Raw genomic sequence first — 26,441 nt, 5'->3', positions numbered from 1 at the left:
GCGCCGGTCCGCGGTCGTCGCGGCACCGGGGACGAGAGGGAAGAGCCGCCGTCATGCCCGACGCACCCGCCGCGCCCGACGTATCCGCCGCCCCGGGGCCGCCCCGGTCGGCCGTCGACAAGGCCCTCGACCTGGTCGAGGCCGTCTCGCGCGCGCCGCACCCCGTGCGGCTGACGGACCTCGCCGCCGAGGTCGGGCTGCACCGCGCCACCGCGTACCGGATCCTCCTTGACCTGGTCCGGCGGGGCTGGGTGCTGCGGGCAGGTGACCGGTATCTGCCGGGCGCCGCCGTGCTGCGGATGTCCGCGTCGGCCGCGGGCAACTCGCTGACCGCGCTGGCCCGTCCGGTGCTGGAGCGGCTGTCGGCCACGACCTCGACGATGGTCAACCTCCAGGTGCTGGAGGAGGGCGGCGGCCGGGTGATCGACGTGGTCAGACCCGAACGGCTCGCCATGATCAGCCATTTGCGGGGCGAACTGCTGCCCGTACGACGGTTCGCCGGGCCGCTGGCCCTGGTCGCCGCGCTCGAACCGGAGGCGCGGCGGCGGTGGCTGGAGAGGCTGCCCGGAGACGACGCGGACATCGGGCGGGAGTTGGCCGAGGTGGCGCGGACCGGTGTCGCCGTGGAGCACGGTCGTAACGACGAACTGGTGGCCTCCGTCAGCCGGGCGGTGGTGCCCGCTCCCGGCGCGCCGATGTGCGCGTTGACGGTGGTGGGGCCGGCGGCCGAGTTCGACGGACCGAAACTGGCCTTCGTGGAGCGGGAGTTGGCCGCGGCTGCCGATGAACTGGTGGCGGCGCTGACCGCCGACGGAGCGGAGGCGGGCCGGTGAGCGGCGTGCTGGTACTGGACCGCCGGCAGACGGCCGCGGCGCTGGAGCCGTCCGCCGTGCTCGACGCGGTGGGCCGGGCGCTGGTCGCCGTCGCCCGCGAGGAGGTCTCCGTTCCGCCGCGGATCGCCGCCCTGACGCCGTCGGGCCTGCTCGGCGCGATGCCGGGGTATGTCGCCGGACTGGGCCTGGCCGCGAAGCTGGTGACGGTGACCGCCGATCCGGAGCACCCCGGACGGAGTTTCCACCGGGGGCTCGTGGTCCTGTTCGACGAGCGCGACGGGCGGCCTCTCGCACTGGTGGACGCCGAGGCGCTGACCGAGGTCAGGACGGCGGCGTCCGCCACGCGGAGCGCGCTGGCCCTGGCCGCCCGGCCCGGTCTCGGACGGGTGGCGGTGGTGGGGACGGGGGCGCAGGCGCGGGCCCAGCTGGCGTTGCTCGCCGCCGTCCGGCCGGAGGCGGAGGTGGTCGTGGCAGGACGTGACCCGGTGCGGGCGGGCGAGACGGCCGCGCTGTCCCCGGGGGCGCGGGTCGCCCCGGGCCTCGAGGACGCGGTGCGCGCGGCCGACGTGGTGTTCTGCTGCACCGGCGCCACGGCTGCCGTCGTCCGCCGGGAGTGGCTCTCCCCCGGCGTGCATGTCTCCTCGGTCGGCGGCTCGCACGGACCCGAACTGGATCCCGGCACGGTCCGGGACGCGGCCCTGTTCGCCGAGTGGCCCGGCGCGGCCGCGTCGCCGCCGCCGGCGGGCGCCCACGAACTCCAGGAGCTGCCCCCGGGACGGCCCGTCACCCTCCTCGGCTCCGTCCTCGCCGGCGACCATCCGGGGCGGGGCGGTGACACCGGGGCCCTCACGGTCTTCAAGTCCACCGGGCACGCGGCCCTGGACGTCGCGGCGGTGCGGGTGGCCTACGACGTGGCGCGGGAGCGGGGGTTGGGGCTGCGCGTGGACCTGTGACGGCCACGGGGACCGGCCTGGCGGGAGAAGTTCCTCCCCCACTCTTTGTTTCACAGTACATCTAGATGCATAATGCGGTTATGGATGACCGGGTCGAAGAACGGGCCGCCGACGGCCGACCGGGCGGCGAGGCCGGCCTCGGCGAGGAGGGTCCCGCCGGGTCACCGGAGCAACTGATGGCCGCCGTCGAGCAGTTGGTACGGCATGTACGGCACAGCGCCACCGCCGGCGGCCTGAGCACCGCCGCCTCCTCGGCCCTGGCCCGACTGGGCCGGGAGGGCCCGCTGCGGCTGACCGAACTGGCCCGTGCCGAAGGCGTCTCGCAGCCCGGGATGACCCAGCTCGTCGGCCGGCTGGAGCGCGCGGGCCTGGTGGCACGCAACGCCGACAGCACCGACGGCCGGGGGGTCCTCGTGGAGATCACCGCGACCGGTCTCGACGTCTCCCGGCAGCGCCGTGCCGAACGCACCCAGGCCCTTCGGGAACTGGTCGAGGAACTGACCGGGCCCGAACAACGGGCCGTACGGCTCGCCCTGCCCGCCCTGGCCCGCGTGATCGAGGAGCGCAGGGCACGGGACTGAGGCGCCTGCGGATCCGCGCGCCTCGGGGAGCAACTCCCTTCCGGACCCGTTCCGTCCAGCCATCCGTTCCCTCCAGCCATCCGTCCCGTCCGTCCGCATCCGGAGAGAGGACCGTTGATGAGTGCACCGCACCAGGGGGCCGCGAGCCCCTTCAGGCAGCCGAAGGCCGTGTGGGCCGTGGCGTTCGCCTGCGTGATCTCGTTCATGGGCATCGGCCTGGTGGACCCGATCCTGCCCGCGCTGGCGACGAGCCTGCACGCCTCGCCCAGCCAGGTCTCGCTTCTGTTCAGCAGCTACCTGATCGTGACCGCGGTCGCCATGCTGATCGTCGGCTGGGTGTCCAGCCGGATCGGCGCCAAGCGCACCCTCGTCACCGGCCTCGCGATCATCGTCGTGTTCGCCGCGCTCGCCGGCACCTCCGGCTCGATCAACGGCATCGTCGGCTTCCGGGCCGGGTGGGGGCTGGGCAACGCCCTGTTCATCGCCACCTCGCTGGCCGTCATCGTCGCCTCGGCGAGCGGCGGCTTCGCCGGGGCGATCATCCTCTACGAGACCGCCCTCGGCCTTGGCATAGCCGTCGGCCCGCTGCTGGGCGGCGAGTTGGGCGGCATCAGCTGGCGCGGTCCGTTCTTCGGCGTCGCCGTCCTGATGGCGATCGCGCTCGTCGCGACGCTGGCCTTCGTGCCGGCGCTGCCCAGGCCGGAGCGCCGTACCTCGCCGCTGGCGCCGATCACGGCCCTGCGCCACCGCGGGCTGCTGACCATGGGCATCATGGCCCTGCTGTACAACTGGGGCTTCTTCACGATGCTCGGCTACGCGCCCTACCCGATGGAGCTCAACGCCCGTCAGCTGGGGCTGGTCTTCACCGGCTGGGGGCTGCTGGTGGCCGCGTTCAGCGTCTTCTTCGCGCCGCGGCTGCAGGCCCGCTTCGGCACCGCGCCCGTGCTGTACGCCAACCTCGTCGGCCTCGGCGCGGTGATGGCGGTCATCGCCGCGGGGGTCGAGACGCCGACGGTCGTGATCGTCGCCGTCATCGTCAGCGGCATCTTCATCGGCGTCAACAACACGCTGACCACGCAGGCGGTGATGGTCGTCTCGCCGGTCGAGCGTCCGGTGGCCTCCTCCGCCTACGGCTTCCTGCGGTTCATCGGCGGCGGCCTGGCCCCGTACGTCGCCGGGAAGCTGGCCGACGCGACCGACCTGAGCGTGCCGTTCTACCTGGGCGCCGGCACCTTCCTGCTCGCGATCCCGGTGCTGGCCGGCGGGCACCGGCTGCTGCGGGACGCGGAGGCCCGCCTGGCCGACGGCGAGCCTGCCGTGCCCGCGCTCACGCCCGTCGGGCGGCAGGCCGCGGCCGGCCCGGGTCCGGTCGTCGTGGCCGTCGGTGCCCATCAGCGGGCCGCGGCCATCGTGGACGCCGCCGCCCGGCTCGCGCGCGACACGGGCAGCCCGCTGGAGGTGGTGCACGTCCAGCGGACCGCCGTCGTGGAGGAGCTGGCGGCGGACACCGAGACCCTCGACGAGGCCCGGGCCGCGGTCGTCGCCCATCTCGACCGGCTCGCCGCGCAGGGGTTCGCCGCCACCGGCCAGATCCTGGACAGCGTGGGCGACCACGCCGCCGCCGGCCGGGTCCTCGCCCGGCATGCCGCCGAGGTCCACGCCCGTGCCGTCGCCGTCGGCCGCTCACCGCGCGGGCCGCTCGCCCAGTTCGCCGACGGCAGCCTCACCACCGCGCTCGCCCACGCCGCGAGCTGCACGGTCGTCCTGGTCGACCCGTCCGACGAGCCACTGCCGCTGACCGCGTCGACGCTCGTCGAGCTCCGCGGGCGACCGGCCTGATCCGGGGCCGAGCGACCGCGCTGTCGCAGGAAGGCGTGCGATGGCGTGGCGTCCGGTGCGGGGCGGCGCGGTGCCCTGGGACGGGACGCGAGAGCAGGGCACCACGCCCCGCATCGCCCAGGCGACAGGGCCGAGTTGGTCGCCCGAAATTCGTTCGGCACCGGTCGTCCGGCGGAGCTAGCCTCACTGATCATGGGAGCACGAGCGCAGTACGTGGTGGTCGAGAACGGCGCCTGGCAGCGGTACTACTCACACTGGGCCGCCCACCGGGTGGCCCATGATCTGCTGCCCGGCCCGGTCGCGGCGACACGCTGCTTCCGTGCCAACCGGGAGATCGACGAATGGCTCGACGACGTGTGGTGCGAGGGCGCGGCGCTCGTCGACCACGACCGCCGGACCCTGCTCTGGTTCTCCTCCACGGACGACTGGGCCGACCACCTCGCCACCCGCTCCGTACTGGCGCGGACATGGCCCGGCTGGGACGTCCGCTTCGCGCACGACGGCATGGGTGACCTGACCCACCACCTGGGCCTCGGCAGGGACCTGACCCGTACGCCGGGCTGGTTCGAGACCTTCGAGCCTCGCGGGTTCGCGGCCAGCGAGTACCCCGAGCCGCGCACCGTCGCCTCCCTGCGACTGCCCGACGGAAGCGTCCGCGCGTGGGGCAGCGACTGGGATCCCGTCGAGCACCTCGCCGGCGGCGCCCGCCTGATCGACCTGATCGCCGCGTCGCCGGCCACTCCCGCGCTCACCGACATGCCGCACGGCGGCGTCCATTTCGACCCGCGGGCCCGCACCGTCTCGCTGTGGGCGGTGCAGACCGTGGCCGGCATTCACGAGTGGCCGTTGCCGGGCTGGGAGGACTGGGTCCTGGACTTCCGCGGCGTCGACCACACCCTGCAGGCCGGGCTGCTGCCCGCGGACTTCCCCTTCCCGACGCCTCCGCTCCCGGCCGCACTGCGGAGGCTCGGCGAGGACCTCGGCGTCCCGCTGCCCGACACGAGCGCGCTGCTCGCCCGCGCCGCGGGTGCCGCCGGTCCCGAGGGCACCACCCCCGTGGTGAACCCCGCCGCGCTGGTGCAGCCCGACCCGGCCGATCCCACCCCGGCCGAACTGGCCGCGCTGCGCGGAGCGATCGACGCGCTGGTCTCGGAGGCGGCGGCCGGCTGACCGGACTCGGGGCCGTTCTCCGGTCCGGCGCCGGGTCATGTCCTCCCGAACCCGAACACCAGGTCGGGCCAGTCACTGTCAGGTGTCCGGCCGTCGAGCGCCTCGCTGATCGTGCGCTCCTCGTACCTGAAGTGGGATTCCATGATCGCCGCCAATCCGTCGAGTTCGCGCCCGATCGCCTCCAGGGCTGAACCGTGCGGTCCGGCAGACCTGTCGGCGAGTTCGCTCACCCGGGACAGGATCGAGGTGATCAGTCCGTGGTCCTCGACGAGACGCGCGATCGTCGGGGCGAGGTCCGGGCGTTCCCGGAGCAGCTGGGAGAAGAGTCCGTCGTCCTCGCCCTGATGGTGTGAGGTCAACGCGGTGCAGAAGGCCAGGCAATGGGTGAGCAGTACGTCGTCGTCCGACCGGCGGTGTCCCAGGCCTGTCCTGATCTCTCGGAGCCGGCGACGCAGTTCTTCATGCGCTTGTGCGAGTTGCCGGCTCAGGGCGACCACTCGGTCGCCGTCACGGGATGCCACGGATGGCGGTCCCTTCGGTTCCGCACCTCCATGCCTGACGCAGACCGTCACCGGCACGCGATGCTGCCGCCATCCGATCACGGGGTGCGGCGGGACAGCAAGCCCGATTGCCGGGCAGGGGCAGCGCCGTGGCGGCGTGGGCGACGCACGTGAGTGCGGGCCGCCACGCCGCCGGGCCGCCCAGAACGAGAAGCTCAGCCCCGGTTCGGCTCGGTCACGCCCTGGGCGGGCGCGGTGGGCCGGTCCGGTTCCGTGGCTTCCTGGCCGGCGACCACCGTCGAGGGGCGGTTGCCGCGGTCCAGGAGGCCGCCGGTGACGGCCAGTCCGAGGCCGGCCGCCGCGAGGGTCGCGCCGACCAGGTTGGGTGCGGCCCAGCCCCAGCCCGCGGAGATGACCAGGCCGCCCAGCCAGGCGCCGGCCGCGTTGGCCATGTTGAAGGCGGAGTGGTTGGAGGCCGCCGCCATCGTCGGGGCGTCCTTCGCGTTGATCATCAGCAGCATCTGTACCGGCGTGGTGACGAGCGCGCCCATCGCGCCGATGAAGGTGACCGTGACGAGGGCCGGCACCGTGCTGTGGACGGTGAAGTAGAACGTGACCAGCGCGGCCCCCAGCAGGGTGATCCCGGCGTACAGCGTGGGGCGCAGGGCGCGGTCGGTGAGGGGTCCCGCGACCAGGGTGCCGGCGGTCATGCCGACGCCGTAGAGGGCGAGGACCCAGGTGGTCGAGGCGTCGGAGAGGCCCGTCAGGTGGGTCAGCATGGGGACGAGGTAGCTGTAGACGGCGAAGAAGCCGCCGAACCCGACGACGGCGGTGGCCAGGCCGATGAAGACCTGCCGGTTGCCCATCGCGCGCAGCTCCTGCCGGATGCCGGCCTGCGGGCCGCGCGGCTGGTGGGGCACGAGGAGGGCGAGGGCGAGGAGTGCCACGAGCCCGATGACGGCGACCGCGCAGTAGGCGTACCGCCAGCCCAGGTGCTGGCCGAGGGCGGTGCCGGCGGGGACGCCGATGATGTTGGCGATGGTGAGGCCGAGGAAGACCCGGGAGACGGCGCGGGCCGCGCGGTCGGCGGCGACCAGCCGGGAGGCGACGACGGCGCCGACGCCGAAGAGGGCGCCGTGCGGCAGTCCGGCGAGGAAGCGGGCGGCGAACAGCAGGCCGAAGTCGGGGGCGAGCGCGGACGCCGTGTTGCCGACGACGAAGAGCCCGGTCAGCAGGAGCAGCAGCCGCTTGTGGGGGACGCGGGCGCCGATGCCGGTCAGGAGGGGGGCGCCGACGACGACACCGAGGGCGTAGGCCGAGACGAGGTTGCCGGCGTGCGGCACCGACACCCCGACGCCGTCCGCTATCTGGGGCAGGAGGCCCATGGTGGCGAACTCGGTGGTGCCGATGCCGAAGGTGACGACGGCAAGGGCAAGCAGAGCCAGAGGCATGGTGAGCGGGGGAACCTTTCGGGGACGGCGGGTTCGGGAGGGGTGGCCGTACGGAACCGAATGGTTTCTTCGGCCTCCGTGGCCGGCCGTACCGAGCGCCCTTGCCCAGTCCACCCCAAGAACGTTGCAGCGGGATGCGGTGAGCGCGCATTCCTGAATCGGCTCACAAGGTGGGGTGACCTGTGTCACGTGTCAGTGGCGCCGACGGGGTTCACCGCGGCGTGGTGGCCCGGCGGCACTCCGCGCACAGTCCCCACCAGGTGATCTCGGCCTCGTCGACGGCGAATCCCCTGTCGTCGTCGGGGGTGAGGCACGGTGCCGCGCCGACGCTGCAGTCGACGTCCTCGATCCGTCCGCACCGGCGGCAGACGAGATGGTGGTGGTTGTCGCCGACGCGCAGCTCGTACCGGGTGGGTGAGCCGGCGGGTTCGATGCAGCGGACGAGTTGGGCCTTGGTCAGGTCTTCCAGCACGTTGTAGAGGCCCTGCCGGGAGAGTCCGCCGGTCTCGGCCCGGTCCGTGCCGATGCGCGTCTCGAGGTCGGCCGCCGTGGAGTGGGGATGGCCCCGCAGAGCGGTCAGCACGGCCCGGCGCTGGGCCGTACTGCGCAGGCCCTTGCGCCTGAGCAGATCGCCCGCGAACTCCTCCATGGTCATGTGGTTCTCCTACGGCCTGCCGGCCGTTCCGCCCGGTGGGGGCACGATACAACCAGAGTTGACCCGGTCCGTTCCACGCGCCTACGCGGCCTCCGCCGTACGGCAGGTGCCGCAGACCAGGCGCCGGGCCGGGAGGGTGCTCGTCACGGGGATCACCCCGACGGGACGCTGGACCGTGGTCTGCAGGATCCGCGCGTGGTCGGCGCAGGTGAAGAGGCCGCAGCGCGTGCAGGCGCCGATCCCGTTGTTCTCGTGACGCCCCGACTGGGCGCAGTCGTAACAGTGCATGTCGCTTCCCGGATGGGTCGGCCCACTCGGCTGGTGCGGTGGGGTGCGTGACGGCGGTGCGCCGACGGGCCCTCGCCACCTCGGCACACATCGAACATAGCCAACTAGTTTTGACAGAGTCAAGTTTAGGAAGCGGGCCGGGACCTCTGGACCGCCGCGACTTGTTCACCTACCGTCTAGACATGCCTGGACAGGTTCACAAGCATCATCGCATCGCCCGTGTACTCGCCGACGAGATCCGCGCGGGGGTCCATGCCGACGGCAGCAGGCTCCCCGGGGAGCACGCGCTCAGGGAGCGGTTCGGCGTCAGCCGCACCACCCTTCGGCAGGCCCTGCAGGTCCTCGGCGAAGAGGGCCTCATCGCCACCCACGCGGGCATCGGCTCGTTCGTCACCTTCGACGGGGCGCCGCTCGACAACCACCTGGGCTGGACCCGGGCGCTGGCCGCGCAGGGCACCGAGCTGACGACGGAGGTCCTCCGCTTCGAGGAGGCCGCCGATCCGGAGCTGGCGGCGCGGCTCGGGCTCGTGTCCGACGCGTTCATCGCCCTGGACCGGGTCCGGCGGCTGCCCGACGGGCAGGGCGTGTCGCTGGAGCGCAGCAGGGTGCCGGTCACCGGGGAGCTGGCCGGGCTGCCGGAGCGCGGTCTCGAAGGGGGTTCGCTCAGCCGGGCGCTGATCGCGGCGGGCCGGGTCAGCGACTCCGGTGAGGGTGTCGTCTCGGTGCGCGGGCTCACGGACGCCGAGGCCGCCGTGCTGCACCGCTCCCCCGGCGAGTCGTTCCTCCGGCTCGACCAGGTGTACCGGGCCGCCGACGGCTCGGTGGTCGAGCAGGTCGGCAGTCTGCTCGATCCCGCCCGCTTCGAACTGCACGTCCGCTCGGGCAACGGAGGCCGCTCGTGACCGACCGACTCGACCGCGCGCTCGGCGCGTTCTACGGACTCGCGCTCGGTGACGCCCTCGGGATGCCCACGCAGGTGATGTCCAGGCAGGACGTCGTGCGCGTGTACGGCGCCGTCACCGGCTTCGAGGCGGCCGGTCCCGACAACCCGGTCAGCGCGGGCATGCCCGCCGGGTCCGTCACCGACGACACCGACCAGGCCGTCATCGTCGGCCGCCTCCTCGTCGAGGGGCACGGCCGGATCGACCCGCTGCGGCTGGCCCGGGAACTGCTCGACTGGGAGAAGGAGATGCGGGCCAAGGGGTCCTTCGACCTCCTCGGCCCGTCCACCAAGGCCGCGCTGGACGCGGTGGCCCGCGGTGTCCCGCCGCGCGAGGCGGGGCGCACCGGCACGACGAACGGCGCCGCGATGCGCGTCACCCCGGTGGGGATCGCCTTCGCCGCCGACCCGCTCGACGCGTTCGTCGACCGGGTCGTGGAGTCCTGCCAGGTCACCCACGACACGACCCTCGGCATCGCCGGCGCCGCAGCCGTGGCCGCGGCCGTCAGCACGGGGGTCGGCGGCGGCTCGCTCGACGAGGCCGTCACCGCCGCCGTGGCCGCCGCCCGTGCCGGTGCGCGACGCGGGCACTGGATCGCCGGGGCGGACATCGCCGCCCGCATCGAGTGGGCGCGGGAGCTGGTGCGCGACCGCACCGAGGCCGAGGCACTGGACCGGGTCGTCGCGCTCGTCGGCACCAGCGTGGCCAGCCAGGAGTCGGTGCCGGCCGCGTTCGCGGTGCTCGCCCTCGCGGACGGCGACCCGTGGCGGACCGCGCTGCTCGCCGCCAACCTCGGCGGGGACAGCGACACCATCGGGGCGATCGCCGGCGCCGTCGCCGGTTCGGTCGCCGGGCTCTCCGCGCTGCCCGCCGAGGCCGTGCGCACCCTGCGCTCCGTCAACTCCCTCGAGCTGGAGCCTCTTACGGCCGCTCTGCTCACCTACCGCTGAACCGTCCCCGCCCCCCGTCGGCTGCCGCCGAACCGACCCGCCTCCCGCGTCGGCCCACCGACGCCCGCCCCCTCACCCGCCCTTCCGCACCCTGCAAGGAGGTTCCGTCATGGCCGTCCCGAAGACGAACGATCGCGTCGGTGCCGTCGAGACCCGTGGGATCGAACCGGTCCCAGACAGCGAACGGCGCGGCCATGCCGGCCAGATGTTCTGGACCTGGTTCGCCGCCAACATCAGCATCCTCGGGCTGCCGCTCGGTGCCACCCTGGTGGCGTTCCGCGGCCTGGACATCTGGCAGGCGGTCCTGGTGGCCGTCCTCGGCTCCTTCGGCTCCTTCGCCCTCGTCGGCGCCCTGAGTCTCGCGGGCAAGAAGGGCGGCGCGCCGGCGCTCACCCTGTCCCGTGCGGTCTTCGGGCAGCGGGGCAACGCGGGTCCGACCCTGATCACCTGGCTGAGCCGGGTCGGCTGGGAGACCATCTCCACGACCACCGCGGCCTACGCGCTGCTGGCGCTCCTCGACACCGCGTTCGGGGTCCGGCAGAACACCGTGCTCACCCTGGTCTGCCTGCTGGTGTTCATCGCCTGCACCCTGCTCATCAGCGGCCTTGGCCACGCCACCATCATGTGGATCAACAAGTGGGCCACGGTCGTCTTCGGGGTCCTGAACCTCGTGGTGATGGGCTTCCTCATCTCGACCGTCGACTGGTCCAGGGTGCTCGACGCCCCGGCGGGGCCGACCAGCGCGGTGGTCGCCGGGGTGGGCTTCATCGCCTCCGGCACCGGCATCGGCTGGGCCAACGCCGGTGCGGACTACGCCCGTTACCTGCCGCGCGCGATCCCGGGCCGACGGCTCGTGGTGGCCTCGGCGTTCGGTGCGGGCATCCCGCTGGTGCTGCTGATCTCCCTCGGCTCGCTGCTCTCCGCGGGCGACCGGACGCTGGCCACCGCCTCCGACCCGGTCGCCGCGATCAACGCGATGCTGCCGTCCTGGATGGCGATCCCGTACCTCGTCGCGGCCTTCGGCGGGCTGCTGATGTCGAACCACCTCTCCACGTACTCCGCGGGACTCACGATGATCACCCTCGGCCTGCGGGTGCCGCGCGCGTACGCCGTCGCTCTCGACGTGGTGCTGATGTTCGCGGGCGGCATCTACTTCATGCTGGTCGCCGACGATTTCTACGGGCCGTTCTCGACCTTCCTGACGCTGCTCGCCGTGCCCATCTCGGCCTGGATCGGCGTGATCGCGGTGGACTCGCTGCGCGGTCGCACCTACGACCCAAAGGCCCTGCTGGACACCACCCGCTCCAGCGCCTACTGGTACTCGGGCGGCTTCCGGCTGCCCGCGGTGCTCGGCTGGGCGCTCGCCATCGTCGCCGGCCTGCTCTTCACCAAGGCGTCGACCAGCGCGGACGACGTCTGGTTCGCGGGGCCGCTCAGCGACACCTGGCCGGGCGTCAACGGCCTCGGCTGGGCGGTCTCCATGGCCGTCGGCGCGGGGGTGTACGCGGTGTGCGGCCGGCGTGGCACGCCCGCCCGGGGTGACAGCGGCGAACCCGCCGCCGCCCGTCTCCAGGGCGCCGGCCGGTGAACCGGCGGCTGGTGCTCGCCGGGAACGTGATCGCCGACGTGGTGATCGAGATCCCCGCGCTGCCCGAACGCGGCGGCGACGTCGTCGGCACCCGCACCGAAACGACCGCGGGCGGTGGTTTCAACACGCTGGTGGCGGCCCGCCGGCTGGGCACGGAGGCGGTCTACGCCGGGCTGCACGGGACGGGGCCGCACGGCGATCTGGTCCGGGCGGCGCTGGCCGCCGAGGACATCGGGACGCTGCTGCCCGCCCGTGCGGACCTCGACACCGGCTTCACGGTGGCCCTGGTCGACTCCGGCGGCGAACGCACCTTCGTGACCAGCTTCGGAGCCGAGGCCACGCTGGCACCGGCCGACGTGGCCGCGGTCCGGGCCCGGCTGCGCCCCGGTGACCTCGTCCAGCTCTCCGGCTACGGGCTCGCCCTGCCGGGCAACGGCCCGCTGCTGTCCGGCCTCACCGCCGCGCTGCCCGCCGGCAGCGCCCTCTGCCTAGATCCGGGCCCGCTGGTCGCCGACATCCCGGAGAGCGTCCTCGCCCCCGTGCTGGCCCGCACCGACTGGCTCAGCGCCAACGCCCGCGAGGCGCGGATCATGACCGGGCACGAGGATCCGCGTGCCGCGGCGGCGGAGCTCGCGCGGCGGCTGGCCCCCGGGGCCGGGGTGCTGGTGCGGGCCGACAAGGACGGCTGCTGGCTGGCCGCCCCCGGCCGGCCGCCCGTGCACGTACCGGGTTTCCCGGTCACCGCCGTGGACAGCAACGGCGCGGGCGACGCGCATGTCGGCGCGTTCCTCGCCCTGCTGGGCCAGGGGTTCGACCCGCTGACGGCCGCGCGCGGCGCCAACGCGGCGGCGGCCTTCGCGGTGACCCGTCGCGGCCCGGCCACGGCGCCGGACCGGACCGAACTGGCCGCGTTCCTGGCCGGCGACCCCCTCGCCGGCCAACTCTCCTGACGCGCCCGGGTCTTGACGAGCCTCGATGCCGGTCCTGGGAAGAGAGCCGCGCCGCCGGTTGGTTGAAGGCGGAGCCGCGGCCGGTGTGTGGCCGGCCGTCGGCTCGTCGGCCAGGGCTTCTCTCAGCGAGGAAGAACGGTGATCACGCGATGAAGGCGGTGCGGTTCCACGCGTACGGCGGGATCGATGTGCTGCGGGTCGAGGAGGTGGAGCGGCCGGTGCCGGGTCCCGGGCAGGTGCTGGTCGAGGTCCGCGCGGCCGGGATCCAGCCGGGTGAGGTGATGATCCGCGAGGGTGCCCGGCACGGGCGCTGGCCCGCGACGTTCCCGTCCGGGCAGGGCAGCGACCTGGCCGGCGTCGTGGTGGCGGCCGGTCCCGAGGTGCGCGGCTTCGCGGTCGGCGACGAGGTGCTCGGCTTCACCCACAACCGGGCGAGCCATGCCGAGTACGTCGTGGCCGAGGACGTCAACCTGGTGTCCCGCCCGGAGGGGCTGCCCTGGGAGGTGGCCGGATCGCTGTACGTGGCCGGCACCACCGCGTACGCGACCGTGTTCGCGGTGGACCCCGGGCCGGAGGAGACCGTCGTGGTGTCCGGGGCTGCCGGTGGCGTGGGGGCGCTCGCCGTACAGCTGGCGCGGCGGCGCGGTGCCACCGTCGTCGGGCTGGCGAGCGAGGCCAACCACGCCTGGCTGACGGCCCACGGCGTCGTCCCCGTCGCCTACGGGGAAGGAGCGGCGAACCGGATCCGGAAGGCCGCCGGGGGCAGGGACGTCGACGCCTTCATCGACACCTTCGGCGACGGCTATGTGGACATGGCCGTGGACCTGGGCGTACGGCCCGGACGGATCAACAACATCCGCGACTGGCCGGCCGCGGCCCGGGTCGGTGCCCGGACCTACGGGGAGGGGTCGGCCGCGTCCGCGGTCGTGGTCGGTGAGCTCGCGCGGCTCGCCGCCCGGGGCGAGCTGGACGTGCCGATCGCCCGCGTCTACCCGCTGGAACAGGTCCGGGAGGCGTTCCGCGACCTGGAACGGGGGCACGCCCGGGGCAAGATCGTGCTCCGGCCGTAGCGCCCGCTCCGCGCCGGCGGGGCCGGGCGCTCCGGGCTGAGCTCGCCGGGCGCAGCGGGCATGCTGGAACCATGATGGTGCTCGCCGTGCTCTTCGCCGTCCTGGGTGCCGTCAGCAACGCGGCGGGCACGGCCTTCCAGCGCAAGGCCGCGTCCACCGCGCCCGGCCGCAGCGGACTGCGCCTGCTGCTGGTGCTCATGCGGCGGCCGGCCTGGGCCATCGGTATCGCCGGCGTGGCGGGGGCCGCGGTCTTCCAGGCGCTCGCACTGGTCAACGGGCCCATGGCGCTGGTCCAGCCGCTGTTCATGCTGGAGCTGCCGTTCGCGCTGCTGATCGCCGTGCCGCTGATGCATCGCAGGCCCAGTCCGGAGGGCTGGCGGACGATCGCCGTGGTGGTGGCAGGCCTGGCCCTGCTGCTCGCCTCGGCGGCCCCGTCCGGCGGCCGCCAGCAGGCGTCGATGCAGCGCTGGATCCCGGTCCTGGCCCTCACCCTGGGCGCCATCGCCGTCACCGTGCTGCTCGTACGGTCCTCGTCGTCGCCGCTGTTCCGCGCCGCGGGCCTGGCCGGCGGAGCCGCGATCGGCAACGCGCTGACCGCGGCGCTCATGAAGTCGGCCACCGGCCGGCTCGCGGACGACGGCCTGCCCGCGTTCCTCACCGCCTGGCAGACCTACGGCTTCGCGCTCACCGGGATCGCGGCGCTGCTGCTCCTGGAGAACGCGCTGCAGGCCGGTCCGCTCGTCGCCTCCCAGCCGGCGCTGACGATCGGCGACGCGGCGGTGAGTCTGCTGCTGGGCGTCGCCCTGTTCGACGAGTCGGTCCGCACCGGGTGGTGGCTGCTGCCCGAGGTGGCCGGGGCCGGTCTGATCCTGTGGGGCGTGACCCGGCTGACCCGCGTCGTGCCGCACCTCGTCGATGTCATGCGGTGAGGGACGTGCGGGGTCGTCGCGGGTTCGGCCGTTCCGCCGGTACCGGCCGATACCGTGCGGCTCTCGGCAGTTCAGTGGCTGTTACACGGGCCGCCGTCCGAGGCGCCGGTGGCCGGTGAGATGATCACAGGGTGGGGCTGGAAGAGCTCGTTCGGCGCCGGACGCGCCGACCCGTCACGCCGTGATCCGGCGTCCCTGACCACCGAGTAAACCTTCCATGCCCCCGGAAGGGGAAACACCGTGTCCGTGTTCCAGCGCATCCTGGTCGCCGTCGATCCCAGCCCCGCCCGCCGCTCCGCCGTGCGGCTGACCGGCGAGCTGGCCAAGCTGACGAACGCCGAGGTCCGCGTCGTACACGTCATCGCCTCCGCCGCCTCCGTCGCCGCGATCGTGCCCCTGGAGGAGGACGCCGAGGCGCAGGCGGTCCTCGACGAGGCTCTGACGGCCCTGCGCGAAGCGGGCGTCAAGGCCGAGGGGACCCTCGTCAGGGGGCTGACCACCCAGGTCGCGACCACCATCGCCGACACCGCGGAGGAGTTCGCGGCCGATCTCATCGTGCTGAGCCCGCACCACCGGAGCTCCGTCGAGGCGCTGTTCGACCCGCGGGTCAGCGACGCCGTCGCGCACCGCACCAAGACGGCGATCCTGCTGGCGCCGGAAGACCACGACGAGGCCTGACCGGCCTTCGGCCATCGCCCCCGGGCCCGCTGCGGATTCGTCGTCCGCGGCGGGCGCCGTGCTGGCCTCTCCGCCGTCGGTGGTCTGCGGCGCCGTCGTGGCTGGTCGCGCAGTTCCCCGCGCCCCTTCAGGGGCGCCGAATCAGCGGCGCCGCCAGGGCAGTGCCTCCTGTTCGCCGGTGTCGGCGTCCATCCGTTGCAGGGCGGCGTTGACGGCCTCGCCGATCTCGGCGAACTGGGTGACCTGCTCGGGGGTGAGGGCGTCGAAGACGGCTCGGCGGACCGCCTCGACGTGGCCGGGCGCCGCGCGCTCCAGGAGGCCCATGCCGGCCGGGGTGAGGATGGCGTGCTGGTTGCGGCGGTTGACCGGGTCCTCGCGGCGGTCGACGTAGCCGGCCTCCTGGAGGCGGGTCACGGCGTGGGTGAGGCGGCTGCGGGTGATCTTCAGGCGTTCGGCCAGCTCGGACATGGTCAGGCTGTGATCCTTGACCGAGGACAGATTGGCGAGCAGCGTGTAGTCGGCGTGGGTCATCCCCGCGTCGCGCCGCAGCTGGCGGTTCAGGTGGTCCGAGAGATGCGTGGAGAACTGGACGTAGGCGAGCCACGCCCGTCGTTCCTCGGGGTTCAGCCAGCGTGGCGTCGTGGTCATGGGACGCAGCCTAACCACTGACGTTTGAATGTTCAAACCTCAGGTGGTGACCGCTCCGGGGAGATCCCGTCTCCCCGGAGCGGTCACCCGTTCAGGCGCCGACGTACTCCGCGAGGTGCTGCGCGGTGAGGGTGGAGCGGGACGCCACCAGGTCGGCGGGCGTGCCCTCGAAGACGATCCGGCCGCCGTCGTGGCCGGCGCCCGGGCCGAGGTCGATGATCCAGTCGGCGTGGGCCATAACCGCCTGGTGGTGCTCGACGACGATGACCGACTTGCCGGAGTCGACCAGCCGGTCGAGGAGACCGAGCAGCTGCTCGACGTCGGCGAGGTGCAGGCCCGCGGTCGGCTCGTCGAGGACGTAGACGCCGCCCTTGTCGGCCATGTGCGTGGCCAGCTTGAGGCGCTGGCGCTCGCCGCCGGACAGGGTGGTGAGCGGCTGGCCGATGGTGAGGTAGCCGAGGCCGACGTCCGTGAGCCGCTGGAGGATGCGGTGGGCGGCCGGGGTGTGCGCCTCGCCCGCGGCGAAGAACTCCACGGCCTCGGTCACCGGCATCGCCAGCACCTCGCTGATGTCCCGGCCGCCGAGGTGGTAGTCGAGGACGGACGCCTCGAACCGCTTGCCGTCGCAGTCCTCGCAGGTGGTGGCGACGCCCGCCATCATCGCCAGGTCGGTGTAGATCACACCGGCGCCGTTGCAGGTGGGGCAGGCGCCCTCGGAGTTGGAACTGAACAGGGCCGGTTTGACGCCGTTCTCCTTGGCGAAGGCCTTGCGGATCGGTTCGAGCAGTCCGGTGTACGTCGCCGGGTTGCTGCGCCGGGAGCCGCGGATGGCGCCCTGGTCGACGGAGATCACCCCGGCACCGGTCGGGATCGAGCCGTGCACCAAAGAGCTCTTGCCGGAGCCCGCGACCCCGGTGACGACGGCGAGGACGCCGAGCGGGATGTCGACGTCGACGCCCTGGAGGTTGTGGGTCTGCGCGCCGCGGATCTCCAGCGTGCCGGTGGACTTGCGGACCGTGTCCTTGAGGGCGGCCCGGTCGTCGAAGTGGCGGCCGGTGATCGTGCCGCCGGTCCGCAGGGCCTCGACGGTGCCCTCGAAGCAGATCGTGCCGCCGCCCGCACCGGCGCCGGGGCCGAGGTCGACGACGTGGTCGGCGATGGCGATGACCTCCGGCTTGTGCTCCACGACGAGCACGGTGTTGCCCTTGTCGCGCAGCCGCAGCAGCAGGCCGTTCATGCGCTGGATGTCGTGCGGGTGCAGGCCGGTGGTGGGCTCGTCGAAGACGTACGTGACGTCGGTGAGCGAGGAGCCGAGGTGCCGGATCATCTTCGTGCGCTGGGCCTCGCCGCCGGACAGGGTGCCGGCCGGCCGGTCGAGCGAGAGATAGCCGAGGCCGATCTCCACGAACGACTCCAGGGTGTGCCGGAGAGTGGCGAGGAGCGGTGCCACCGACGGTTCGTCGAGGCCGCGCACCCAGGCCGCCAGGTCGCTGATCTGCATCGCGCAGGCGTCGGCGATGCTGATCCCGTCGATCTTCGAGGAGCGGGCGCCCTCGCTGAGGCGGGTGCCGTCACAGTCGGGGCAGGTCGCGAAGGTGACCGCACGCTCCACGAACTCGCGGATGTGCGGCTGCATCGACTCCTTGTCCTTGGAGAGCATCGACTTCTGGATGCGCGGGATCAGACCCTCGTAGGTCATGTTGATGCCCGCGATCTTCATCCGGGTCGGCTCCCGGTACAGGAAGTCCTGCAGCTCCTTCTTGGTGAACTTGCTGACCGGCTTGTCCGCATCGAAGAAGCCGGACTCGGCGTAGAGGCGGGAGTTCCAGCCGCCGCCCTTGTAGCCGGGGACGGTGATCGCGCCCTCGTTGAGGGAGAGGGTCTCGTCGTAGAGCTGGGCGAGGTCGAGGTCGGTGACGGCGCCCCGGCCCTCGCAGCGCGGGCACATGCCGCCGGTGATGCTGAAGCTGCGGCGCTCCTTCACCTTCTGACCCGCGCGTTCGACGGTGACGGCGCCGGCGCCGCTGATCGAGGCGATGTTGAAGGAGAACGCCTTGGGCGAGCCGATGTGCGGCTTGCCGAGCCTGCTGAAGAGGATCCGCAGCAGCGCGTTGGCGTCGGTGGCGGTGCCGACGGTGGAGCGCGGGTCGCCGCCCATCCGCTGCTGGTCCACGATGATCGCGGTGGTCAGTCCTTCGAGGACGTCGACCTCGGGGCGGGCCAGGTTGGGCATGAAGCCCTGCACGAAGGCGGGGTAGGTCTCGTTGATCAGCCGCTGCGACTCGGCGGCGATGGTGTCGAAGACCAGCGAGCTCTTGCCGGAGCCGGAAACCCCGGTGAAGACCGTCAGCCGGCGCTTCGGGATCTCGATGCTGACGTCCTTGAGGTTGTTCTCCCGCGCACCGTGCACACGGATCAGGCCGTGCGTGTCGGCCACATGGGGCGTGGTCCTCTGCGTCCCGGTGGTTCTGGCCATGCTCACACCCGTCTCCGTCCGCTGCGCGGTGCCTGCGTCGATGGCCGCCACGCTAGTCGGGGTGGAACAGTAGTGCTTCTCCATTACTGACCGATGAGCGCACACCCTGGCCTGCCGGGGGCCGGGGGCCGTTGTACGGTCGGTGTACGGCGTAGGCGCGGATCTCCCAGCCGACACACGGGCCGGCGCCCCGCGCACGCCCGGGAGTGCTCATGGCGCAGCAGACGAACATCGCCGCACAGACCGCTTTCGGAGAGGCCGTCGTCGCCGGGGACCTCGACGCGCTGGACGCCATCGTGGCGCCCGATTCCGTCGATCACGACCCTGCCCCGGGACAGGTCCCTGGACCCGCCGGGTACAAGGCCATGTTCAACGATCTCCGGGCGGCCTTCCCCGACCTGCACGTCGAAGTGGAGCATCTGCTGGCGACGGACGACGAGTTGGCGTTCGCCTACCACATCAGCGGGACGCATCTGGGACCGCTGATGGGGCAGCCCCCGACCGGCCTGAGGGTGAGCTACCGGGGCATGCAGATCAGCCGCTTCGACGAGGACGGCAGACTAGTCGAGCGCTGGGGCAGCAGCGACGAACTCGGCATGCTGCGCCAGCTCGGACTGGCGGACGGCTGACCAGGCGGGCGCGGGCTCGACCGAACCACCGGATGAGCGTTCAACCGAACCGCCGGGTGAGAGTTCAGCCGAACCACCGGGCGAGGGCCGTCTCCAGGGGGCTGCCGTCGGCCGTGGACCAGGCCACGTAGCCGTCGGGCCTGACCAGGAACGCCCCGGCGCCGGACACGTCCTCGTCGGTCTTCGCCGTGACGTGCTCGACGCGGTCCTCCCGGCCGCCCACGGAGCGCTGCCTGCCGTCGAGCGAGAGCAGCAGGCCCCGGCCCGAGTGCATCAGATCGCTCACCCGGGCCGGGCCGGACCCGGTGACCAGTTCCAGGTCGATCATCCGGGGGCCGACCCCGGGGTACTCGGTGTCGAGGCCGGACATCACGCCCGACAGGTAGCGGTTGGTGTCGGGCAGGCGCAGCAGTTCCGTCGCGAGGGACCGGACCGCCGCGAGTTCCCCGTCCTGGCCCGGGTTCATGAGCACGGCCTGGGCGCGGGTGTGCTCCAGCACCCGTGCCGCGACCGGGTGCCGCTCGTCGTGGTAGGTGTCCAGCAGGCCGGCGGGGGCCCGGCCGAGCACCTCGGCGGCCAGTTTCCAGCCCAGGTTGACCGCGTCCTGCACGCCCAGGTTCACGCCCTGGCCGCCGATCGGCGCGTGGATGTGCGCCGCGTCCCCGGCGAAGAACACCCTCCCCTCGCGGTACCGCTCGACCTGCCGGACGGCGTCGCTGAACCGGGACGCCGCACGCAGCTCGCCCAGTTCGGTCTCCCGCCCGTACACGGCGTGCAGTGCCTCGCGGACCTCGTCCGCGGTCACGGGGGCCGCGCGGTCGGGGCCGTCGCCGGAGAGCCGGCCGAAGATCAGCCGGTACCGGTCGCCGTCGAGGGGGTGCAGGATGCTGAAGTAGCCGCCCGCGGTCCGCGGGTACTGGCTGAAGTGCCCGTACTCGGTGGGGACCGTGTCGGACCTGGCGGCGAGGGTGAGGTCGGCGGCCACGGCGGACATCCGGCCGGCCCGGCCCGGGAACGGGACCGACAGCGCGGCGCGGACCGCGCTGTGCGCGCCGTCGCAGGCGACCAGGTGGCTGCCGCGTATCTCCCCGACCGTGACGCCGTCCGCGTCCTGCTCCACGGCCGACACCTCGCGCCCGCGCAGCACGGGCACGCCCTGCGCGAGCAGCCGCTGTTCGAGGAACGCCTCGAGCCGCTCCTGCGGGAGCGTGACCGGGCGGGGGTGGCGGGTGCGCCAGGGACGGCAGTCCAGTTCGACGGGCAGCATCGCGAAGTGCCCCCCGTACATGGTGCGCGAGGGCGCGTCGGCGAGCAGGGGGTCCAGCAGTCCGCGCAGGTCGAGCACTTCCGCGGTGCGCGGCTGCAGGCCACCCGCCCGGGACTGGGGGTTGCGCGTGCGCTGCTTCTCCAGGACCACGACCGGTACGCCGGCCAGGGTCAGCTCATGGGCCAGCATCAGTCCCGTCGGACCGGCCCCCACCACGATGATCTCGGTTCGCATGACGCCTCCAGTGAGTGCACTCAGTGCAAGAATGCACTCAGTCTACCACCAGGTAGACTGAGTGCATGAATCAGCGCGTGGGCCTGCGGGAGACCAAGAAGGAACGCACCCGGGAGACGGTCTCGGCGACAGCGATCCGCCTCTTCCTGGACAGGGGCTTCGACCAGGTCTCGATCACCGAGATCGCGGAGGCGGCGGAGATCTCCCGGCGGACGCTCTTCGCGTACTTCCCGACCAAGGAGGATCTGGTCCTGCACCGGTTCGCCGACCACGAGAGCGAGGCGGCCCGGATCGTGCGCACCCGCGCGGCGGGACGGCAGCCGCTCGACGCGCTGCGGGAGGCGCTGCTGGACGCACTGGCGCGGCGCGACCCGAACACGGGGCTCAACGACACTCCCGAGATCGTCGCCTTCCTCAGGATGATCTTCGACACGGAGAGCCTGGCGGCGCGGCTGACGCGGTACACCGCACGCGGGACCGAGGCGCTCACCGAGGCGCTGCGGGAGACCGGCGCCGATCCGCTGGTGGCGCGCCTTGCGGCGGCCCAGGTGATCGCGGTGCAGCGGCAGTTGGCCGTGATGAACCACGAAGCGCTGGCGGCCGGCGAGTCCGCCGACGCCCGCTACCCGGAGGCGGCCCGAGCGGCCCACCAGGCCTTCGACCTCCTCGACGGCGGCCTGGGAGCCCGGCTCAGGACCACCTGACCCCCGCACGCCGGGCCCACGGGGAGGCGCGAAGCGGGACGGAGACCGATATCGGCCACCGTCCGGCCGCCGTTGACGTCGGTCACCGCCCGGCGCGCGCAGACATCAGCCACCATCCGGCCACTGCCGACGCCACCCACCTTCCGGCCGCTCCCGCTGACGCCGGCCACCGTCCGCCGCCGACACCAGCCACCGATCGGCCCCCGCCAACACCGGCCGGTATCCCACCGCAGCCACGGGTTCATCGCGCCCGTGCGCCCGGCTACGAAGATTTTGCGTTCTTGCGGGACGCCCATGAACCGGCCCCCACCTGCACCGAGTCCGCTATGTCCGGCCGCACGCCGCACAGGTAACGGTGAGTTCACCCGGCTTCCCTTCCTCGGCAGTCTACGCGCGTGGTGTCATGCCCACGCTCACCCACCCCCCACGTGAGCGTCTATTCGACTAGGAGTCACGTACATGCTGTCGAAGCTTCTCGGCCGCGCGGGCGTCGCCCTGGCGGCCGGTGCGGCCGTGGTCGCCACCGCGGTCCCCGCGAACGCCGCGAGCTACACCGCGTTCGCCTTCTCGCTCAGCAGCAGCGAGCCCACGATCTACGACTTCATCAACTCGGCCACCAGCTCGCTCGACATGACGATGTACGAGCTGGAGGACACCACGGCCGTCAACGACCTGATCGCCCTGGAGAACAAGGGCGTCACCGTGCGGGTCGTCCTGGACCAGGCGCACAAGAGCGCCAACAACTCCGCCTACACCTCCCTCACGAACGCGGGCGTGGGCGTGGCGTGGTCGTCGACCAGCTTCGTCTACACGCACCAGAAGACCATCACGGTCGACGCCACCAAGTCGCTCGTCCTGACCGGCAACCTGACCTCCCAGTACTACGCGACCGGCCGGGACTACGGCGTCTTCACCGACGACACCAGGGACGTCGCGGCGATCGAGAAGGTCTTCAACGCCGACTACGCCGGCACCTCGATCACCCCCACGGACGGCGACCACCTGCTCTGGTCCCCCACCGACTCGCGCAGCCGCCTGCTCACCGTGGTCAACGCCGCCACCAAGACGCTCGACGTCGAGGAACTGGAGTTCAGCGACAGCACGGTGGTCAACGCCATCGTCGCCAGGGCCAAGGCGGGCGTGAAGGTGCGGGTCGTCCTGGAGACGCCGGGCGACTACTCCAGCGAGGTCTCCGCGATCAAGGCCGCGGGCGGCACGGTCGTCGGCTACTCCGACCCCGACGGCTTCTACATCCACGCCAAGGCCATGGTCGCCGACTACGGCCTGTCCACCCAGGAGGTGGAGGCCGGCTCCATGAACATCAGCAGCAACTCCCTCTCCAACAACCGTGAGCTGGGCATCATCCTCACGGGCACCGGGGTGGCGCAGTCGGTGGCCACGACCGTCGAGACCACGTTCAACAGCGACTACTCGGGCGGCACCGCCGCGTAGCGGTCCGGTTCCGCCGTCCTGCCCCGGCCGCGCTTCGGCACGGCCGGGGCAGGACGGCGCCGGTGACCCGCCGTGCGCGGCGGACCTGTGCGCGGGCCGCGCGGAATCCCTGACCAGCCCGGATCGCTCGGCGATCTATGCTGCTCGGGGCAGGAGGTTCGCCAGGCCGTCGACCGAGAGGGTGCCACGGCGATGCCTTCTGTCCGGCATCCGCACCGTGTCCGTCTCTCCCGAGGAAGCCCCGTTGAACTTCTGGTCGATCTATGAGCACGGCTTCGCGCGCGTCGCGTCGTGCACGGGCCACACCGTCATCGCCGACCCGCGCGCCAACGCCGAGGCGGTGCTGCGGCAGGCCCGCCGCTGCGCCGAGGAGGGCGTCGCGGTGGCGGTCTTCCCGGAGCTCGGCCTGACCGGCTACTCGATCGAGGACCTGCTGCTCCAGGACGCGGTGCTCGACCAGGTCGAGGAGGCCGTCGAGGCGGTGCGGGCCGGTTCGGCCGGGCTGCTGCCGGTCCTCGTCGTCGGCGCCCCGCTGCGGCACCGCAACCGGATCTACAACTGCGCGGTGTTCGTGCACCGCGGCCGGATCCTCGGGGTCGCGCCCAAGTCGTACCCGCCGAACTACCGGGAGTTCTACGAGCGGCGCCAGATCGCCGCGGGCGACGACGAGCGCGGCGGCACCATCCGGATCGGCGGCGAGAGCGTGCCGTTCGGGGTGGACCTGCTGTTCGAGGCGGAGGACGTCCCCGGGCTCGTGCTGCACGCCGAGGTCTGCGAGGACATGTGGGTGCCGGTGCCGCCGAGCGCGGAGGCGGCGCTGGCCGGCGCGACCGTACTGCTGAACCTCTCCGGCAGCCCGATCACGGTCGGCCGGGCGGAGGACCGCAAGCTGCTGTGCCGCTCCGCGTCGCAGCGCTGCCTCGCCGCGTACGTGTACGCGGCGGCCGGACTGGGCGAGTCGTCGACGGACCTGTCCTGGGACGGCCAGACCATGATCTACGAGAACGGCGCACTGCTGGCCGAGACGGACCGGTTCCCGCTCGACGACCAGTACGCGGTGGCAGACGTGGACCTGGACCTGCTGCGCCAGGAGCGGGCCCGGATGGGCTCGTTCGACGACAACCGCCGTACCCACGCGGCCCGCACCGGCGACTTCCGGACCGTCGCCTTCCACCTCGACCCGCCGGCGGCCGACCTCGGGCTGCGGCGCCGGGTGGAGCGCTTCCCGTTCGTCCCGGCCGACCCGCAGCGGCTCGCCCAGGACTGCTACGAGGCGTACAACATCCAGGTCGCCGCGCTCCAGCAGCGGCTGGCGGCGATCGGCGGACCGAAGATCGTCATCGGCGTGTCCGGCGGTCTCGACTCCACGCACGCGCTGATCGTCGCCGCCCGTGCCATGGACCGCGCGGGCCGCCCGCGCAGCGACATCCTGGCCTTCACCCTGCCGGGCTTCGCGACCGGTGAGCACACCAAGGGCAACGCCCACCGCCTGATGAACTCGCTCGGCGTGACCGCGGCCGAGCTGGACATCACGCCGACCGCGCGGCTGATGCTGCAGGAGATGGGCCACCCGTTCGCCGCCGGCGAGCCGGTCTACGACGTGACCTTCGAGAACGTGCAGGCCGGTCTGCGCACCGACTACCTGTTCCGGCTGGCCAACCAGCGCGGCGGCATCGTCCTCGGCACCGGGGACCTGTCGGAGCTGGCGCTGGGCTGGTCGACTTACGGCGTCGGCGACCAGATGAGCCACTACAACGTCAACTCCGGGGTGCCGAAGACCCTGATCCAGCACCTGATCCGCTGGGTCATCAGCAGCGAGCAGTTCGACGCGGAGACCGGCGAGACCCTCGCGGCGATCCTCGACACCGAGATCAGCCCGGAGCTGGTGCCGGGTGAGGAGCTGCAGTCCACCGAGTCGAAGATCGGCCCGTACGCCCTGCACGACTTCACCCTGTACCAGGTGCTGCGGCACGGGTTCCGGCCGTCGAAGATCGCCTTCCTGGCCTGGCACGCCTGGCACGACCGGGAGGCGGGAGCCTGGCCGCCCGGCTTCCCCGAGGGCGACCGCAAGGCGTACGACCTGGCGGAGATCCGGCACTGGCTCGACTACTTCTGCCGCCGCTTCTTCGCCTTCGCCCAGTTCAAGCGCTCGGCGATGCCGAACGGACCGAAGGTCTCGGCGGGCGGTTCGCTCTCCCCTCGCGGCGACTGGCGTGCCCCGTCGGACAGCTCGGCGAAGGCCTGGCTGCACGACCTGGCCCGGGTCCCGGAGTAGCCGCCCGCTCGGCGCGCGGGTCCCGGGGCCGGTCCGCCGTCAGCTCCCGGCCGGTCGCATGATGAGGCAGGTCGTGGTCGCGTGGGCGATCAGTTTCCCGCGCTCGTCGAGCACCTTGCCCTCGGCCGTGGCGGTGGAGCGGCCCGCGTGGATGACGTTCCCCTCGGCCGTGAGGGTCTGGCCACCGGTGTGGGCGGCGCGGATGTAGTTGACCTTGAGTTCGAGGGTGGCGTAGCCGACACCGGCGGGCAGAGTGGTGTGCACGGCGCAGCCCATCACGGAGTCGAGCAGGGGGGCCGCGATGCCGCCGTGGACGGTGCCGAGGGGGTTGGCGAAGTCGGGACGGGTGTCGAGCGACATGACCATACGGCCGTGGTCCACCTCGTCGAAGCGCATGCCGAGCAGCCTGCCGATCGTCGGCGGCACGGTGTCGGCCGGCCGCGCGGACTGTATCCAGCGCATCAGCTCGAGGCCGGACAGGGCGGCGAGGTCGGTGGTGGACACGGGGGGCTCCTCTCGTCCACGGCCGACCGGGCGCACTCTGACGGGTGAACATCCGACCGACACCCGGACGGAGCCCGATACCGGGGAAAAGCCACTGGTCAGAGCCATCGCCGTGACACGGCCGACGCTCGGCAGGATGGGTGACCGGTTGCGGGCCCGCACCCCGCTTTCCAGGGTGGGCAAAAGACGCAAGTTCTCGAAAGGAAACCCATGCGTGCCCTTGCCTCCCGCGGCCTCCTCGTCTCCCCGCTGGTCTGTGCCGCCCTGGTGCTCGGCCCGGCGGCGGCCTCCGCTGCCGCCGCCGACGCCGGCCGAGAAGCGACGGGACCCGGTGTCGCGCAGACGGCCCCGCCGCCCGGCACCGACCTCGCCACGCTCCTCGACCGGATCGACGCACTGGACCCGGCACAGTACGACCGGGCCCTGACACCCCTGCTGGACGAACTTCCCGGCCTCGCCGCTGCGCAGGGCACCCGCATCGACCCGGCGCAGGCCGCCGCCTACGCGAAAGCGCTGCGGGAGTGGAGCAACACGGTCCAGGAGCGGCTGCGGAACCTGGACGCCGACGCCGCCGACCGTGCGCACCGGGCGGCCGACCCCGTCTCGGACCTGCTGAACGCGATCCAGGCGGCCGTCGACGGGCTGCTCAGCGCACTGACCTCGCTCGACCTCGGCGGACTGCTGGGCGCAGTCACCGGGCTGCTGGCCCCGATCCTCGCGGCGGTCGCCGGTCTCCTCGGCGCCCTGCCCGCACTGCCATCGCTGCCCGCGCTGCCGTCGGCGGACAGCCTCGCCTCCACGACGGCCTTCGCCCCGTGAGGAACTGACGCCGCGTCGACACGCACTCCGCCGCGGGGCCGCCCGGAGCTCCGGGCG

General features: G+C 72.9%; 25 protein-coding genes. 17 read left to right on the top strand and 8 right to left on the bottom strand.

The annotated features are described in order from the left end of the window. Positions 1–53 precede the first annotated feature (53 nt). The 5 genes from ACGF5O_RS37235 (at position 54) to ACGF5O_RS37215 (ending at position 5,376) form a co-directional block, all read left to right on the top strand. The gene (locus ACGF5O_RS37235) at positions 54–833 is read left to right on the top strand and encodes an IclR family transcriptional regulator (protein WP_393814336.1); all 780 of its coding nucleotides are present in this window, start codon (positions 54–56) and stop codon (positions 831–833) included. After that, complete coding sequence (locus ACGF5O_RS37230; protein WP_393814335.1) at positions 830–1,786, top strand: ornithine cyclodeaminase family protein; 957 nt, start codon at positions 830–832, stop codon at positions 1,784–1,786. The genes ACGF5O_RS37235 and ACGF5O_RS37230 overlap by 4 nt, the downstream gene beginning before the upstream one ends. Positions 1,787–1,962: 176 nt before the next feature. Continuing rightward, positions 1,963–2,367 carry a MarR family winged helix-turn-helix transcriptional regulator gene (locus ACGF5O_RS37225; RefSeq protein ID WP_393814469.1) on the top strand — a complete coding sequence of 135 codons (405 nt, stop codon included), beginning with the start codon at positions 1,963–1,965 and terminating at the stop codon, positions 2,365–2,367. 117 nt (positions 2,368–2,484) lie between these two features. Continuing rightward, positions 2,485–4,206 (top strand): MFS transporter, encoded by a 1,722-nt coding sequence (locus ACGF5O_RS37220; protein ID WP_393814334.1) that lies wholly within the window; start codon positions 2,485–2,487, stop codon positions 4,204–4,206. 192 nt (positions 4,207–4,398) lie between these two features. Further along, complete coding sequence (locus ACGF5O_RS37215) at positions 4,399–5,376, top strand: hypothetical protein (RefSeq protein WP_393814333.1); 978 nt, start codon at positions 4,399–4,401, stop codon at positions 5,374–5,376. 35 nt (positions 5,377–5,411) lie between these two features. On the opposite strand, the gene ACGF5O_RS37210 is transcribed toward ACGF5O_RS37215, so the two are convergent. The 4 genes from ACGF5O_RS37210 to ACGF5O_RS37195 all read right to left on the bottom strand — a co-directional run bounded on the left by ACGF5O_RS37210 (position 5,412) and on the right by ACGF5O_RS37195 (position 8,270). Then, complete coding sequence (locus tag ACGF5O_RS37210) at positions 5,412–5,873, bottom strand: hemerythrin domain-containing protein (RefSeq protein ID WP_393814468.1); 462 nt, start codon at positions 5,871–5,873, stop codon at positions 5,412–5,414. Between the two features lie 218 nt (positions 5,874–6,091). Then, entirely contained in the window at positions 6,092–7,327 is a 1,236-nt protein-coding gene (locus ACGF5O_RS37205; RefSeq protein ID WP_393814332.1) for an MFS transporter, read from the bottom strand. 211 nt (positions 7,328–7,538) lie between these two features. Continuing rightward, complete coding sequence (locus ACGF5O_RS37200) at positions 7,539–7,982, bottom strand: Fur family transcriptional regulator (RefSeq protein ID WP_393814331.1); 444 nt, start codon at positions 7,980–7,982, stop codon at positions 7,539–7,541. Positions 7,983–8,063: 81 nt separating this feature from the next. Then, the gene (locus tag ACGF5O_RS37195; RefSeq protein ID WP_393814330.1) at positions 8,064–8,270 is read right to left on the bottom strand and encodes a DUF2180 family protein; all 207 of its coding nucleotides are present in this window, start codon (positions 8,268–8,270) and stop codon (positions 8,064–8,066) included. A 182-nt stretch (positions 8,271–8,452) separates the two neighbouring features. Between ACGF5O_RS37195 and ACGF5O_RS37190 the strand changes: the two genes are divergently transcribed. The 7 genes from ACGF5O_RS37190 to ACGF5O_RS37160 all read left to right on the top strand — a co-directional run bounded on the left by ACGF5O_RS37190 (position 8,453) and on the right by ACGF5O_RS37160 (position 15,376). Then, positions 8,453–9,172: a GntR family transcriptional regulator gene (locus tag ACGF5O_RS37190; protein ID WP_393814329.1), complete on the top strand. Its 720-nt coding sequence runs from the start codon at positions 8,453–8,455 to the stop codon at positions 9,170–9,172. Continuing rightward, positions 9,169–10,161, top strand: coding sequence for an ADP-ribosylglycohydrolase family protein (locus ACGF5O_RS37185; RefSeq protein WP_393814328.1), 993 nt, complete (start codon positions 9,169–9,171; stop codon positions 10,159–10,161). The genes ACGF5O_RS37190 and ACGF5O_RS37185 overlap by 4 nt, the downstream gene beginning before the upstream one ends. 109 nt (positions 10,162–10,270) lie before the next feature. Next, a complete protein-coding gene (locus ACGF5O_RS37180; protein WP_393814327.1) occupies positions 10,271–11,749 on the top strand; it encodes a purine-cytosine permease family protein in 1,479 nt (492 codons plus the stop codon). Next, positions 11,746–12,699, top strand: a complete 954-nt coding sequence (locus ACGF5O_RS37175; protein ID WP_393814326.1) for a PfkB family carbohydrate kinase — start codon at positions 11,746–11,748, stop codon at positions 12,697–12,699. Before ACGF5O_RS37180 ends, ACGF5O_RS37175 begins: the two co-directional genes overlap by 4 nt. Before the next feature lie 149 nt (positions 12,700–12,848). Beyond that, positions 12,849–13,769 carry an NADP-dependent oxidoreductase gene (locus ACGF5O_RS37170; protein ID WP_393814325.1) on the top strand — a complete coding sequence of 307 codons (921 nt, stop codon included), beginning with the start codon at positions 12,849–12,851 and terminating at the stop codon, positions 13,767–13,769. Between the two features lie 71 nt (positions 13,770–13,840). Beyond that, entirely contained in the window at positions 13,841–14,698 is an 858-nt protein-coding gene (locus tag ACGF5O_RS37165) for a DMT family transporter (protein WP_393814324.1), read from the top strand. 240 nt (positions 14,699–14,938) lie between these two features. Next, positions 14,939–15,376: a universal stress protein gene (locus ACGF5O_RS37160; protein ID WP_393814323.1), complete on the top strand. Its 438-nt coding sequence runs from the start codon at positions 14,939–14,941 to the stop codon at positions 15,374–15,376. Between the two features lie 141 nt (positions 15,377–15,517). Here ACGF5O_RS37160 and ACGF5O_RS37155 read toward each other — a convergent pair whose 3' ends face one another. After that, positions 15,518–16,024 (bottom strand): MarR family winged helix-turn-helix transcriptional regulator, encoded by a 507-nt coding sequence (locus ACGF5O_RS37155; RefSeq protein WP_393814322.1) that lies wholly within the window; start codon positions 16,022–16,024, stop codon positions 15,518–15,520. Between the two features lie 91 nt (positions 16,025–16,115). Then, a complete protein-coding gene (locus tag ACGF5O_RS37150) occupies positions 16,116–18,500 on the bottom strand; it encodes an ATP-binding cassette domain-containing protein (protein WP_393814467.1) in 2,385 nt (794 codons plus the stop codon). Positions 18,501–18,712: 212 nt separating this feature from the next. Here ACGF5O_RS37150 and ACGF5O_RS37145 point away from each other — a divergent pair, with 212 nt between their 5' ends. Then, on the top strand, positions 18,713–19,129 hold the full coding sequence (locus ACGF5O_RS37145; protein WP_393814321.1) for an ester cyclase: 417 nt from the start codon (positions 18,713–18,715) through the stop codon (positions 19,127–19,129). A gap of 64 nt (positions 19,130–19,193) precedes the next feature. On the opposite strand, the gene ACGF5O_RS37140 is transcribed toward ACGF5O_RS37145, so the two are convergent. Then, complete coding sequence (locus ACGF5O_RS37140) at positions 19,194–20,630, bottom strand: FAD-dependent monooxygenase (RefSeq protein WP_393814320.1); 1,437 nt, start codon at positions 20,628–20,630, stop codon at positions 19,194–19,196. A gap of 65 nt (positions 20,631–20,695) precedes the next feature. Here ACGF5O_RS37140 and ACGF5O_RS37135 point away from each other — a divergent pair, with 65 nt between their 5' ends. The 3 genes from ACGF5O_RS37135 to ACGF5O_RS37125 all read left to right on the top strand — a co-directional run bounded on the left by ACGF5O_RS37135 (position 20,696) and on the right by ACGF5O_RS37125 (position 25,061). Beyond that, the gene (locus ACGF5O_RS37135) at positions 20,696–21,334 is read left to right on the top strand and encodes a TetR family transcriptional regulator (RefSeq protein ID WP_393814319.1); all 639 of its coding nucleotides are present in this window, start codon (positions 20,696–20,698) and stop codon (positions 21,332–21,334) included. A 459-nt stretch (positions 21,335–21,793) separates the two neighbouring features. Next, positions 21,794–22,786: a phospholipase D-like domain-containing protein gene (locus ACGF5O_RS37130; RefSeq protein ID WP_393814318.1), complete on the top strand. Its 993-nt coding sequence runs from the start codon at positions 21,794–21,796 to the stop codon at positions 22,784–22,786. A 244-nt stretch (positions 22,787–23,030) separates the two neighbouring features. Further along, on the top strand, positions 23,031–25,061 hold the full coding sequence (locus ACGF5O_RS37125; RefSeq protein ID WP_393814466.1) for an NAD(+) synthase: 2,031 nt from the start codon (positions 23,031–23,033) through the stop codon (positions 25,059–25,061). A gap of 39 nt (positions 25,062–25,100) precedes the next feature. Here the strand turns inward: ACGF5O_RS37125 and ACGF5O_RS37120 are convergent, their stop codons facing one another. Further along, positions 25,101–25,565: a PaaI family thioesterase gene (locus tag ACGF5O_RS37120; RefSeq protein ID WP_393814317.1), complete on the bottom strand. Its 465-nt coding sequence runs from the start codon at positions 25,563–25,565 to the stop codon at positions 25,101–25,103. Positions 25,566–25,775: 210 nt separating this feature from the next. Here ACGF5O_RS37120 and ACGF5O_RS37115 point away from each other — a divergent pair, with 210 nt between their 5' ends. Then, positions 25,776–26,384, top strand: a complete 609-nt coding sequence (locus ACGF5O_RS37115; RefSeq protein ID WP_393814316.1) for a hypothetical protein — start codon at positions 25,776–25,778, stop codon at positions 26,382–26,384. The last annotated feature ends 57 nt before the right edge of the window (positions 26,385–26,441 follow it).

Source organism: Streptomyces sp. NPDC048291 (genome assembly GCF_043201715.1).
Lineage (GTDB): Bacteria > Actinomycetota > Actinomycetes > Streptomycetales > Streptomycetaceae > Streptomyces.
This window is presented reverse-complemented; position numbering and strand designations above follow the sequence as displayed.

Bases quoted from the DNA above. Each gene is read 5' to 3' on its own strand.
- ACGF5O_RS37235 (WP_393814336.1), top strand. From the start codon at position 54: ATGCCCGACGCACCCGCCGCGCCCGACGTATCCGCCGCCCCGGGGCCG.
- ACGF5O_RS37225 (WP_393814469.1), top strand. From the start codon at position 1,963: ATGGCCGCCGTCGAGCAGTTGGTACGGCATGTACGGCACAGCGCCACC.
- ACGF5O_RS37220 (WP_393814334.1), top strand. From the start codon at position 2,485: ATGAGTGCACCGCACCAGGGGGCCGCGAGCCCCTTCAGGCAGCCGAAG.
- ACGF5O_RS37215 (WP_393814333.1), top strand. From the start codon at position 4,399: ATGGGAGCACGAGCGCAGTACGTGGTGGTCGAGAACGGCGCCTGGCAG.
- ACGF5O_RS37205 (WP_393814332.1), bottom strand. From the start codon at position 7,327: ATGCCTCTGGCTCTGCTTGCCCTTGCCGTCGTCACCTTCGGCATCGGC.
- ACGF5O_RS37200 (WP_393814331.1), bottom strand. From the start codon at position 7,982: ATGACCATGGAGGAGTTCGCGGGCGATCTGCTCAGGCGCAAGGGCCTG.
- ACGF5O_RS37195 (WP_393814330.1), bottom strand. From the start codon at position 8,270: ATGCACTGTTACGACTGCGCCCAGTCGGGGCGTCACGAGAACAACGGG.
- ACGF5O_RS37190 (WP_393814329.1), top strand. From the start codon at position 8,453: ATGCCTGGACAGGTTCACAAGCATCATCGCATCGCCCGTGTACTCGCC.
- ACGF5O_RS37180 (WP_393814327.1), top strand. From the start codon at position 10,271: ATGGCCGTCCCGAAGACGAACGATCGCGTCGGTGCCGTCGAGACCCGT.
- ACGF5O_RS37170 (WP_393814325.1), top strand. From the start codon at position 12,849: ATGAAGGCGGTGCGGTTCCACGCGTACGGCGGGATCGATGTGCTGCGG.
- ACGF5O_RS37165 (WP_393814324.1), top strand. From the start codon at position 13,841: ATGATGGTGCTCGCCGTGCTCTTCGCCGTCCTGGGTGCCGTCAGCAAC.
- ACGF5O_RS37155 (WP_393814322.1), bottom strand. From the start codon at position 16,024: ATGACCACGACGCCACGCTGGCTGAACCCCGAGGAACGACGGGCGTGG.
- ACGF5O_RS37150 (WP_393814467.1), bottom strand. From the start codon at position 18,500: ATGGCCAGAACCACCGGGACGCAGAGGACCACGCCCCATGTGGCCGAC.
- ACGF5O_RS37145 (WP_393814321.1), top strand. From the start codon at position 18,713: ATGGCGCAGCAGACGAACATCGCCGCACAGACCGCTTTCGGAGAGGCC.
- ACGF5O_RS37140 (WP_393814320.1), bottom strand. From the start codon at position 20,630: ATGCGAACCGAGATCATCGTGGTGGGGGCCGGTCCGACGGGACTGATG.
- ACGF5O_RS37135 (WP_393814319.1), top strand. From the start codon at position 20,696: ATGAATCAGCGCGTGGGCCTGCGGGAGACCAAGAAGGAACGCACCCGG.
- ACGF5O_RS37130 (WP_393814318.1), top strand. From the start codon at position 21,794: ATGCTGTCGAAGCTTCTCGGCCGCGCGGGCGTCGCCCTGGCGGCCGGT.
- ACGF5O_RS37115 (WP_393814316.1), top strand. From the start codon at position 25,776: ATGCGTGCCCTTGCCTCCCGCGGCCTCCTCGTCTCCCCGCTGGTCTGT.